Origin of the sequence: Mesorhizobium sp. M7A.F.Ca.CA.001.08.2.1 (assembly GCF_003998455.1) — a bacterium.
Lineage (GTDB): Bacteria > Pseudomonadota > Alphaproteobacteria > Rhizobiales > Rhizobiaceae > Mesorhizobium > Mesorhizobium ciceri.
Genome location: NZ_RZPW01000113.1, coordinates 1 through 11362 on the forward strand (window position 1 = coordinate 1; position 11362 = coordinate 11362).

Consider the following 11362-nt stretch of genomic DNA (forward strand, 5'->3'; position numbering starts at 1 on the left):
GTCGAGGAGGTGGTCTGGATGGTGCTCATTGGTCTGTCCCCAGCCGGATGCGCGGATTGAGCACGGAATAGAGGAAGTCGGCGACAAGAGTGGCCACGGCATAGACGATGCCGATGGTGAGGATGCCGGATTCCAGCATCGGGAAATCCTTGCCGCGCGCGGCAGTGAAGATCAGCGAGCCGATGCCCTGGTAGCGAAACAGCGTTTCGATGACGACAAGGCCGCCGATGAGGTAGCCGGTCTGCGTGGCGATAACGGTGATGGTCGGCAGCAGCGCATTGCGCAGCACATGGCGCCAGATCACCGTGCGCCAGGGCAGGCCCTTCAGCACGGCCGTTCGCGTGTAGTCGGAATCGAGCGCTTCGATCATGCCGGAGCGCGCCATGCGGGCGATGTAGCCGAATAGCACCAGGAACAGCGGCAGCGACGGCAGGATCAGGTAGTAGAGCTGCGTGAAGAAGCCGGCGTCGCGCGGCCATGCGGCCGATATCGGCAGCCAGCGCAGCCAGACACCAAAGATCAGGATCAGGATGATGCCGGTGACGAATTCCGGCAGCACCGTCACCGACAGACCGCCGAGGCTGATGATGCGGTCGAGCGGGCGGTTGAGGTTGAGCGCGGCGACGACGCCGCCGAGGATGCCGATCGGTACCACCAGCACGAAGGCGACCGCCGCCAGCTTCATCGAATTGCCGAGCGCATCGATGACGAAAGGCGCGACCGGCGAGCGGAAGATGTAGGACGTGCCCATGTCGCCCTGGACGAAATTAGAGATCCAGCCCCAGTACTGTGCCAGCAGCGGGCGATCGACGCCGAGCGTGTGATTGAGCGCGTCGACCGCGCGCTGGTCGGCGAATGGACCCAATATGGCGCGCCCGACGTTGCCGGGCAGCACCTGGCCGCCCAGGAACACCATGATGCTGAGCAGGAACAGCGTCACCAGCGACAGCGAGACACGCCGGGCAAGGAAGGAGAGAATGGCTAAGACTCCTTGTGGAGCCAGCCCCATGCGGGAGCTGGCTGTTAGAGGATTGGCTTTCCCTTTGAGCATGATCCCGAAAAGTGGGGACCGGTTTTCGGAAAAGGTCATGCTCCAACAAAGAGTTAGTTCAGGCTTTCGATGCCTTGTCGAGGAACAGCTGCGACATGGCGGTCGGCTGTACGCCGGCCACGCCCTTCGCCGTCGCCGTCAGATAGTCGTAGAAATAGCCGAAAATAACAGGCGTTTCCTCGAGCAACAGCTTCTGGATCTTGCCGGCGTCGGCCTTCTGCGCCTCGAGGTCGAGTGCTGCGATGTAGCTGGTCGCCAGCGCGTCATAGTCCTTGTTCTTGAAATGCGCCGCATTCCAGGTGCCTTCGCTCTTCAGCGGTGCCGCAAGATAGACGTTCGGCACGCCGCGGTGGCCGTAGTCGGTGATGCCCATCACCGAATCCAGCCAGTTCGACTTGCCGAACACCGCGTCTCCGTAATAGCCGCTCTGGTCGAGGATGTTGAGGTCGAGCTCGACGCCGATCTCCTTGACCCAGTTCTGGATGAGCTGGGCGTATTCGGGGATTTCCAGGTAGCGTTCGGTGGTCAGGGTTATCTTGAAGCCCTGGCCAAGGCCGGCTGCTTCCATGAGCTGCTTGGCCTGGGCGATATCCTGCTTGCGTTGCGGCACGCTCGTATCGGTCGAAGGATAGACGGCGGCGAACGGGCTGTCATTGCCCAGGGCGGAGCGTCCCTTCATCAGGCCGGCGGCCAGCTTGTCGCGATCGAGGCAGAGCGCAATGGCTCGGCGCACGCGCGCATCCTTCAACGGACCCTCGTCGCAGCGCATGTGCAGCTGCTGATGGGCCGACGACTTCAGGCTGATGATGTCGATGTTCGGATCGTTGAGCAGAGCGACGCCGGCCAGCACCGGCATCTGGTTGATGATGTCGACCTGTCCGCCCTGCAGCGCCAGGATCTGCGGCTGCATGTCGGTGAAGAAGGTGAATTCGGTGCGCTCGGGCAAGGCCTTCGGCCCCCAATAGTCCTCGTTGCGGACGAAGGACGCGCCGACCTTTGCCGTGTATTTCTCAATTCTGAACGGCCCGGTGCCGTCGAAGCTCTTTTCGTAGTCGCCCTTGTAGCTCGCCGGGATGATGACGGCGTTGTAGTTGTCGGACGACAGCATGTAGGGGAAGTTGCCGTTCGGCGCATCGAGGTGGAATTCCACCGTGTAGTCGTCGACCTTCTTTGAAGCGCCTTTCTGCAGGATGCCGGTGAACACCGACAGCGCATTGGACGAGTTGGCCGGGTCGGCAAGGCGGTCGATGCTGGCCACGACGTCGTCGGCCTTCATCTCGCCGCCGCTGTGGAATTTTACGCCCTTGCGCAGCTTGAAGGTCCACACCGTGCCGTTGTCGTTCGGCTTCCAGCTTTCGGCCAAGGCCGGCTGCAGCACCAGATCGGGGCCGTCGACGCAAAGGAATTCGGCAACCTGCTGCATGATCAGCAGGCCGCCGGCGTCCGCAATGCTGACCGGGTCGATCGTCGCCGCCGGCACACTGCTGGCGACGCGGATGGTGGCGCCCGGCGCGCCCTGGGCGCGCGCCAGCGACGGCATGCCGCCAAGGCCGGCGGCCATGCCGATGCGGCCCAGCAGCGGCAGCGACAGGCCGAGCAGGCTGCCGTGACGGACGAAGTCGCGGCGGCTGACACGGCCGTCGACGAGGCCATCGATCAGGTGATTTTCAAGCGGCGTGCGATTGCGCCGGATCAGGTCGAGAATGCTGTGGTTCTTGCTCATGGGTTTTTACCCTTTCCCCTATTTCTTATGGTTGACGAAATTTCGTGGATTGCTCCATTTTCCCGGCACCGGAGGCCTGTCTATCGGAACTTTAGCATGCGGTTTTGTCCGGTCCATCCAGTCGTGGCATGGACGCTCCGGATTGTTGGCTGCACTGCTTCCACCGTCTTTGTCCAACCTTCCCGACCGAAGTCGCGGCGGTTGGCTTCTCGTGTCTGGCCATCGGTCTTGGCCGCTTGCCGTCATCTAGTTCAGCGGCAAACGGCGATAGGTTCCGGGCTTTGCCGGGTCATGATACTTGTTGCACGGTCCTTTCTCGGTAAAGTCTCTGTGACAGGCAGCGAGGTTTTCGCGCGACAAGGTGACGCCGAGACCGGGACCTTCCGGAACGCGCACGACATTGTTTTTCGGCGAAAACGGTCCTTCCTCGGTGACATCCATCGGCAGCATGCGAAACAGCGACTGGTTCGGCTCCCTGATCCAGCCGAGTGCCGCGCACAGATGCAGATAGGCGGCGCTGCCGATGCCGCTGTCGCCGCTGTAGCACCAGAAATCGATCCCGGCATGCTCGCAGGCGCCGACGAAGCGCAACAGCCGGCCGATGCCGCCATGCGTCGTCGGGTTGCCGACGAACGCGTCCGGCACTTTGGTTTCCATGGCGCGCGCAATGTCGATGTTGTGGGTCGAGAACGGGATCGAGCAATGGCGCCGCAACTCGCGCATCTCCTCGATGGTCGCCACCGGATCCTCCCAGTTGCGCACGCCCAATTCTTCCAGCGGGCGCGCCAGCCGCCGCGCGGTGCTGAGCGAATAGGCCTGGTTGGAATCGATACGGATCATCGCATCGTCGCCGAGTTTTCTGCGGATCAGCTCGACCATCCTGAGCGAGATTTTCGGATCTTCGGTCGAGAACTTGCCTTCGAAGAAAGTCGTTCCATGCGTCTCGTGCAATTCGACGCAATAGTCGGCGACTTCCTCGGGCGCCGTCTCGCCCGTCACCTTTGGCCCATCACCGCGCAGCGAAAAATAGTCGGTGAACGGGATATCCTTGCGTACGGCGCCGCCGAGCAACTGGTAGAGCGGCTGGTTCCACGCCTTGCCGCGCAGGTCCCACAAAGCCATCTCGATGGCGCCGAAAGCCATGATGCGTGTGCGGTCGTTGATCGACTGCACGCCGGTCCAAAAGGGCAGGCAGACATGCTCGGCGCCGGCGATGTCGAAGGCATCGCGCCCGACCAGCCGCGGCGCCAGGACATCATTGATGATCGCGGCCGCCGCTGGCGTCGGCGCTTCGCCGAGGCCGACCAGGCCATCCTCGGTCTCGACTTCGACGACGGTCGGTGAAAATCCGTCGAGTTCGCCGAACACCCAGGCGTAGGGCGCTTCGAGGCGCAAATTGATCGGCGTGGCTTTGATGCTGCGGATTTTCATCTCAGCGCCCGACCTCGAAGAACGGCGCGCCGAGCAGATCGGGAACGACGTCTATGCCGAGACCCGGCCCGTCTGGAATGCCCATGCGGCTGCCCGTGACCGGTGGCATGTTCGATGCCGTGCGCACCGTCACCCATTCATGGAAGGCGATGGCGTGCAGCCGGCGCTCTTCCGGCGTCGACAGCGACAGATGCGCCATCGCCGCGGTGTCGATCTCGGCGCCGCCCGTGTCCTCGACCGTGATCATGAAGCCGAGGTCGACGGCAATGTCGCGGATCTGGCGTGTCTTCGTCACGCCGCCAAGGCGCGAGATCTTCAGCGTCAGCCCGTCGGCCGCGCCCAGGCGATGAATTTCCAGCATCGCCTCGAGCGAGGTGACGGATTCGTCGAGCACCATCGGCTTGTCGAGCATGCGGCGCACCGACATGTTTTCATCGATCGTGGTGCAGGGCTGCTCGAACGTGTAGTCGATGGCGCGCGTGGCATCGGCGAATTGGCGCGCCTGATAGGGAGTCCAGCCGGCATTGGCGTCGCAGAAGATGACCGTGCCTTTCGGCACCGAGGAGGCAACCGCGATGACGCGTTCGATGTCGTCATGGACATTGCCGCCGACCTTGACCTGCAGCCGGTGGAAGCCGTCCTTGACGATGCGCTTGGCCAGCGCGGCCATGGCGTCGACGCTCCCGTGCGTGACGACCTTGTAGAGTTCCGCGGTGTCGCTTTCCTTGCCGCCGAGCAGCGTGACCAGCGGCACGTCGGCTGCGCGCGCCGCCAGATCCCAGCAGGCCATGTCGAGCGCCGACTTGATGTAGGGATGGCCCTTGAACACCGTGTCCATCAGCCGCCCGATGCTGGCCAGCCCGCGCGGATCGCGGCCGATCAGATGCGGCGCGATCTCGACCACGCCGGCGCGAACGCCGGCGGGGAAGGCGGCTGAGTAAAAATTGCCGAGCGGCGCCATCTCGCCCCAGCCGGTGATGCCGCTGTCTGATGTCATGGACACGATCACCGCGTCGAAGGCGTCGGCCTCGCGCCCCTTCGACATGCGGTATGGCCCGTCCACGAAGGGCTGCATGACGTGGTAGGCCTTGATGGTCTCGATCTGCACGTGTCTTGTCCGCTGTCTATGGTGTTGGGAACGGGTCAGGCGCCCCTCGATGGGCGTTGTTCGAGGCCGCGGGCGTAGGCAAGCAACTCCTCGAAGTCGAGATCGATATGCTCCCTGGCATGGCGCTGGGCCGCACGCATGTCCTTGCCCTTCAGCAACCGCACATAGGTTTCGTGAACGTCTTCGGCCGGCACCGGCTCGTTGCGGGCATGCTGGTGGAGCGCGAAATACATCTGCAGCCGGCTGGTCAGCCGCTGCCAGGTTTCCAGCAGCACCGAATTGTCGGCCCATTCGTAGATCAGGCCATGCAGTTGCAGCGCGGTTTCGATCTGGCGTGTCGTGTCCAATGCGCGGGTCGCCTGCTTCACGGCTTCGTGGCGCCGGTCGAGCTCGTCGAAGAAGCGCTGGTCACGCAGCGGCCACGCCCGCTCGATGGCCAGCTCGTCCATCACCTTGTTGAACGAATAGGCATCGTCGATGTCCTTGGCTGTGACCTCGATGACGAAGGTGCCGGCATAGGGGATGCTGGTCAGGATCCCTTCCTGGACCAGCTCGCGCATCGCCTCGCGCAGCGGCGCGCGGCTGACCCGCATCTGTTCGGAGATACGGAGCTCGTTGAGCTTCTGGCCGGGCGCGAGCTGGCCGGTCAGGATCGCGCGCCGCAACAGCGCAACGATCTCGGCGCGTCGCGTCGTATCCGCGATCGGACTGAAATCCGCTTTCGCCATTCGGCCACTCCCAGGAAACCGAAAGCAAGACAAGCAGATTGTCGACAATCTAACAAGAGGCTATCTCAATTGATTGGCCAACGCTGCTGAGACCGTTTCGAAATTCCCTCTGGCGAGTCATATGGAGCCGCTGTGGAACGGTTGCCGCCGCTGAATGCGATCAAGACTTTTGAAGTTGCCGCCCGTGCCGGCAGCTTCACTCTGGCCGCCTCTGAACTCGGCGTGTCCTCTGCAGCGGTCAGCCAGCAGATACGCAATCTCGAAACCTGGTTCGGCAAGCAGCTGTTCGTGCAGCGGCAACCGCATCGCGCTCACCGACGCCGATCGCCTCGGCAAGGCTCGGCCTGGGCATCGCGCTTGGCCAGCGGGTCATGGCGCGCGCCGATCTGGAGGCCGGTCGGCTGATTGCGCTCTCCTCCGTCTCGGTGCGCCTCGGGCACCCCTATTGTGCATTCATGCCGCCGGCCAAGGTCGACCGGGCCGATGTTGCCGGTCTGGTGGAACTGCTCAGTCGAGCGGCGCCCGCGACCTGTGGGAAGGCCGGGGCGCCGCGCTGAAGCCGGATCCTGACGGGGGTGTTCAGGTGGCCGGCTTTTCCGGTATCGGCGATACGGGCGCTCCGGGGCCGATCTTCTGCAGATTGCCCGTAATCACCTGGTCGCCCTCGGCGACGCCGCTGAGGATGGCGACCTGATCGCCGCTCGTCGGTCCGAGCGAAACCAGCCGCTGGTCGACCGTGTTGCCCTTGCCGACGACATAGAGATATTTGCCGAGCTGGCTTGAGCCTAGCGCCGTCTGGGGCACCATCAGCGCATCGGCCTGCTCTCTCACATGCAGCCGGACACGGACATACTGGCCCGGCAGCAGCGTAAACTTGCCATTGCCGATCGTCGCGCGCGCCGTGATCGTGCCGGTCGAGCGGTCGACCGAATTGTCGATGAAGGTAAGCTCGCCCTTCTGGCTTGCCTCGGTCTGGCCGGGGAGCAGGACATCCACTTCGATCGGGCCGTTCGCACGGGCTTGCTCGATCTCGGTCAGATCCGTCTCGCTCGGGTTGAAGGTGACGTAGATCGGGTCGAGCTGCACCAGCGTGTTGAGCACGGTGCCGGCGACGCTGACCAGCGTTCCGACCGAGGCCTGGTTGCGGCCAAGGCGCCCGGCAAACGGCGCCCGGATTTCAGCGTAGCTCAGATTGAGCTCTGCCGTGCGGACCGCCGCCTGGTTCAGCGCCAGCGATGCCTGCGCTTCGCGCAAGGTGCTGGTGCGCTGGTCGAAGCCGTCCTTGGCGAGGTAGCCGCTCTTGGCGAGCTCGGTGCCGCGACCAAGATTCGAGCGGGCATAGTCGAGCGTCGCCGTGTCGCGCTGCACTTGGGCCTTGGCCTGGTCGAGCGCCGCCTGGAAGTCGTCAGGCGAGATCTTGTAGAGAAGATCGCCTTGCCGGACGTCGACGCCGTCGGCTGCGGTCTGCTCCTGCAGATAGCCGGGAATCCTCGCCTGTAAGGTGATGCTGCGGATCGGCTCTGTCCGCGCGGCATAGTCGAGGTAGATCGGGATCGTCTTCTTGACGACGCTGACCACCGGCACCGGCATGACGAACGCCGCCGGGGCGGGCGCCGCACCTGCCGTGCCGGCATTGAGGCTGAGATTGCCCATATCGAGCAGGTGGACGCTGGCCACCGAGATCGCACCCAGCGCGACAGCCGTTCCCAACGCGATTTTCCATTTACGCATGATCAGTCTCCAATCTTATTCGGCTGCTTCCGCCAGGGGCGGTAAAGCGTGCTCAGCAGTTGGTTCATTGTCTTGAGAGGTGGGCTCGTCTTTGCCGCGGCGTTCACGCAGCTGTTCGATGACCGCGTAGAACACCGGCACGAACACCAGCGACAGGATGGTCGCCGCGACCATGCCGCCGAACACGGTGGTGCCGATCGACTGCCGGCTTGCCGCACCGGCGCCGGTCGCAAACATCAGCGGCAGCACGCCGAGGATGAAGGCGAAGGCCGTCATCAGGATCGGCCGCAGCCTGAGCCGTGCCGCCTCCATCGCCGCGTCGACGATGCTGAGGCCTTCCTCGCGCCGTCGCCTTGCGAATTCGACGATCAGGATCGCATTCTTGGCCGCCAGGCCGATCAGCATGACGAAGCCGATCTGCGAGTAGACGTCGATCTGCATGCCACGCAGCAACAACGCTGCGAAGGCGCCGAACAGGGCCAGTGGCACCGCCAACAGCACCATGAACGGCATCGCCCAGCTCTCATACTGCATCGCCAGGATCAGGAAGACGAAGACAATGGCGAGGCCGAAGACGACGGACGCGATCGATCCTGCCTTGAGCTCCTGGAAGGTGATGCCGGTCCATTCGAAACCGAAATCCCTTGGCAGCGCGGTTGCAGCGGCCCGTTCCATGGCGGCAACCGCCTGGCCGGAGGAAAAGCCCGGTGCGGCGCCGCCATTGATCGAGGCCGAGGCATTGTTGTTGTAGTGCGGCACGGTCTCCGGGCCGACGAAGGGCACGAGTTTGCCCAGCGTCGAGAGCGGCACCATGCCGCCGGAGGCATTGCGCACATAGAGCCGCGAAATGTCGGCGGCACCCGCACGTGCATCCTTGTCGGCCTGGATGGTCACCCGGAAGGTGCGGCCAAACAGGTTGAAGTCGTTGACGTAGAGCGAGCCGAGATAGATCTGCAGCGTGTTGAAGACATCGGGCAGGTTGAGGCCGAGCAGTTTGGCCTTGCTGCGGTCGAGGTCGTAGTTGAACTGTGGCGTCGAGGTCGAGAACGGCGAGAACAGCTGCTGCGGGTTGATTTCCGGCTGCTTGCGCGCCTCGGCGATCACGGCTTGCGTCGCATCGTTGAGGGCTGAACTGCCGCGGCCGGTCAGATCCTCGACGACGAATTCGAAGCCGCCCGTCGTGCCGATACCGGGGATCGACGGCGGATCGAAGCTCAGCGCAAAGGCCTCCGGGATCTGCATCAGCTTGCCGCGCACATCGGCGACGAGCTTCGATGCGCTCTGGTCGGGGCCCCGCTCCTCCCATGGCTTCAGGATGGCGAATTCGACCGCCGAATTCGATTGCGCGGCACTGGTCAGGAAGTTCAGGCCGCTGATCGAGCCGACGATGTCGACGCCGGGCGTCGCCTGCAGGATGTCACGCGCCTTCTGCGCCACCGCGTCGGTGCGTTCCAGCGACGCGCCGTCGGGCAACTGGATGACGACGAAGAAATAGCCCTGGTCCTCGACCGGAAGGAAGGTCGAGGGCAGCCGCTGCCAGACGAAGTAGGTGGCGACCAGCCCCGCCGCGAACAGGCCGAGCATGATCCAGCGCAAGCGGATGAGGATGCGCACACCATTGGCATAGGCGTGCGACAGCCTGTCGAAGCCGGTGTTGAACCAGCGGAACGGGGCGAACTGCGTTTCGCCGCGATGCCGCAGGAAGGCGGCACTGAGCGCGGGGCTCAGCGTCAGCGAGTTGAAGGCGGAGATGCCGACGGAGATCGCCACCGTCAGTGCGAACTGGTTGTAGAGCTTGCCGGAGACGCCGGGAATGAAGGCGACCGGCACGAACACCGCCATCAGCACCGCGGTGGTGGCGATGATCGGGCCGGTGACCTCGGTCATTGCGGCCTTGGTCGCCGCAAGCGGTTTGAGCCCGGCCTCCAGCTGTCGTTCGACATTCTCGACCACGACGATGGCGTCGTCGACGACGAGGCCGATCGCCAGCACCATGCCGAGCAGGGACAGCATGTTGAGCGAGAAGCCGAGCATCTCCATGACGACCAGCGTCGCCACCAGCGACACCGGAATGGCGATGGTCGGGATGATCGTCGTGCGCCAGCTTTGCAGGAAGAGGAACACCACGGCGACGACCAGCACCAGCGCTTCGCCGAGCGTGATCAGCACGTCATGCATCGACGCCGAGACGAAACGGGTGGTGTCGTAGTGCATCGCATAGGACACGCCCTTCGGGAAACGGCCCGACAGCTCCTGCATCTTGTCCTTGACGCGCTGCTGCAGATCGAGCGCGTTGGAGCCGGGCATCTGGTAAACGGCAAGCACCACGGTCGGGTCTTTACCGAAGAAGGCAGACGACGAATATTGCAGCGCGCCGAGTTCGATGCGGGCGACGTCGCGCAGCCTGACCAGCGAGCCGGTATCGGTGTTGGCGCGCACGACGATGTCGCCGAATTCCTTGGGATCGCTCAAGCGGCCGACGGCGTTGACCTGCATCTCGAAGGCGGTGCCGGCGGGTGCCGGCGACTGGCCGATCTTGCCGGCCGCCACCTGGACGTTCTGTTCGGCGATGGCGTTTTGCACATCGACGGCGGTGATGCCGAGATTGGCGAGCTTGTCGGGATCGAGCCAGACGCGCATCGAATAGCGCCGCTCGCCGAAGATCTGCACGTCGCCGACGCCGGGCAGCCGCTTCAGCGGGTCGACCACCTGCAGATAGGCAAGGTTGCTCAGCGCCACCGGATCGACCGAACTGTCGGGCGAAGTCAGGTTGACGATCAGGACGAAGTTCGGATTCTGCTTCTTGATCGTCACGCCGCCCTGGTTGACGATCGCCGGCAGCGACGAGGCGGCCTGCGAGACGCGGTTCTGCACGTCGACGGCGGCGGTGCTCAGCGAATAGCCGACATCGAAGGTGATGGTGATGGTCGAGGAGCCGTCATTGGAACTCGTCGACGACATGTAGGTCATGCCCTGCACGCCGTTGATCTGCTGCTCCAGCGGCGTCGTCACCGTGTCGGCCACCACTTGTGCGCTGGCGCCCGGATAATGGGCGCTGACCACGACCTGCGGCGGCGTGATGTCGGGAAACTGCGAGACGGGCAGCAGGAAATAACAAATCGACCCGGCGAGCACCATGATGATGGCGATCGCCGAGGCGAAGATCGGACGGTGAATGAAAAAGTTTACCACGACACGCACGCCTCTCCGGCTGCTGTTGCCCGCCCGAAGGCGCTGGCAACCCTGGACAGCCTTTGGCCGCGCTTGTCACCGAGGCCGTCCCGCGAACGCAGCAACGGCACCTCGCCACGCTGCGTATCGGCGAGCGAGCGCAACATCGTCTCGAAGGCGCGCGGGTCGACGCCATCGGCTTTCATGACCAGCCGGATCATCGGATCCCGGACGGCTTCATCTATGGTAAGATCGCGGCGCTGCGGCATGGCCGGCTCCTTGTCTGTCGATTCGCAGCCCGTGCTCGCGAACCGTTTTCATCTCTTCACCGGCCGAGGCCGCATGATTGGCAGTTTCTCGCCCCTCTCGTCTGGCAGGGCCGTTCACGGCCTTGTTATTGACGGTGGACGATATAGGTG

10 protein-coding genes are annotated in these 11362 nt (G+C 63.9%); 2 read left to right on the forward strand and 8 right to left on the reverse strand.

The annotated features are described in order from the left end of the window. Positions 1 to 25: 25 nt before the first annotated feature. The 5 genes from EN914_RS09640 to EN914_RS09660 all read right to left on the reverse strand — a co-directional run bounded on the left by EN914_RS09640 (position 26) and on the right by EN914_RS09660 (position 6041). The gene (locus EN914_RS09640) at positions 26 to 1009 is read right to left on the reverse strand and encodes an ABC transporter permease (RefSeq protein WP_245265312.1); all 984 of its coding nucleotides are present in this window, start codon (positions 1007 to 1009) and stop codon (positions 26 to 28) included. Between the two features lie 100 nt (positions 1010 to 1109). After that, positions 1110 to 2774 carry an ABC transporter substrate-binding protein gene (locus tag EN914_RS09645; RefSeq protein WP_013532880.1) on the reverse strand — a complete coding sequence of 555 codons (1665 nt, stop codon included), beginning with the start codon at positions 2772 to 2774 and terminating at the stop codon, positions 1110 to 1112. A gap of 246 nt (positions 2775 to 3020) precedes the next feature. Further along, the gene (locus tag EN914_RS09650) at positions 3021 to 4205 is read right to left on the reverse strand and encodes a mandelate racemase/muconate lactonizing enzyme family protein (protein WP_024502609.1); all 1185 of its coding nucleotides are present in this window, start codon (positions 4203 to 4205) and stop codon (positions 3021 to 3023) included. A gap of 1 nt (position 4206) precedes the next feature. Next, the gene (locus EN914_RS09655; protein ID WP_024502610.1) at positions 4207 to 5313 is read right to left on the reverse strand and encodes a mandelate racemase/muconate lactonizing enzyme family protein; all 1107 of its coding nucleotides are present in this window, start codon (positions 5311 to 5313) and stop codon (positions 4207 to 4209) included. A gap of 35 nt (positions 5314 to 5348) precedes the next feature. Next, positions 5349 to 6041, reverse strand: coding sequence for a GntR family transcriptional regulator (locus tag EN914_RS09660; RefSeq protein WP_023808713.1), 693 nt, complete (start codon positions 6039 to 6041; stop codon positions 5349 to 5351). Positions 6042 to 6173: 132 nt separating this feature from the next. Between EN914_RS09660 and EN914_RS40130 the strand changes: the two genes are divergently transcribed. Continuing rightward, positions 6174 to 6446: a LysR family transcriptional regulator gene (locus EN914_RS40130; protein ID WP_024502611.1), complete on the forward strand. Its 273-nt coding sequence runs from the start codon at positions 6174 to 6176 to the stop codon at positions 6444 to 6446. Then, positions 6413 to 6598 carry a hypothetical protein gene (locus EN914_RS39150; protein ID WP_024502612.1) on the forward strand — a complete coding sequence of 62 codons (186 nt, stop codon included), beginning with the start codon at positions 6413 to 6415 and terminating at the stop codon, positions 6596 to 6598. Before EN914_RS40130 ends, EN914_RS39150 begins: the two co-directional genes overlap by 34 nt. Positions 6599 to 6620: 22 nt before the next feature. Here EN914_RS39150 and EN914_RS09670 read toward each other — a convergent pair whose 3' ends face one another. From EN914_RS09670 to EN914_RS09680, 3 genes are read right to left on the reverse strand one after another with little or no spacing between them, the layout of a single operon-like run. Then, complete coding sequence (locus EN914_RS09670) at positions 6621 to 7772, reverse strand: efflux RND transporter periplasmic adaptor subunit (RefSeq protein ID WP_013532876.1); 1152 nt, start codon at positions 7770 to 7772, stop codon at positions 6621 to 6623. Positions 7773 to 7787: 15 nt separating this feature from the next. Next, positions 7788 to 10964 carry an efflux RND transporter permease subunit gene (locus tag EN914_RS09675; RefSeq protein ID WP_024502613.1) on the reverse strand — a complete coding sequence of 1059 codons (3177 nt, stop codon included), beginning with the start codon at positions 10962 to 10964 and terminating at the stop codon, positions 7788 to 7790. Further along, positions 10958 to 11212: a hypothetical protein gene (locus EN914_RS09680; RefSeq protein ID WP_024502614.1), complete on the reverse strand. Its 255-nt coding sequence runs from the start codon at positions 11210 to 11212 to the stop codon at positions 10958 to 10960. Before EN914_RS09680 ends, EN914_RS09675 begins: the two co-directional genes overlap by 7 nt. Positions 11213 to 11362: the final 150 nt, after the last annotated feature.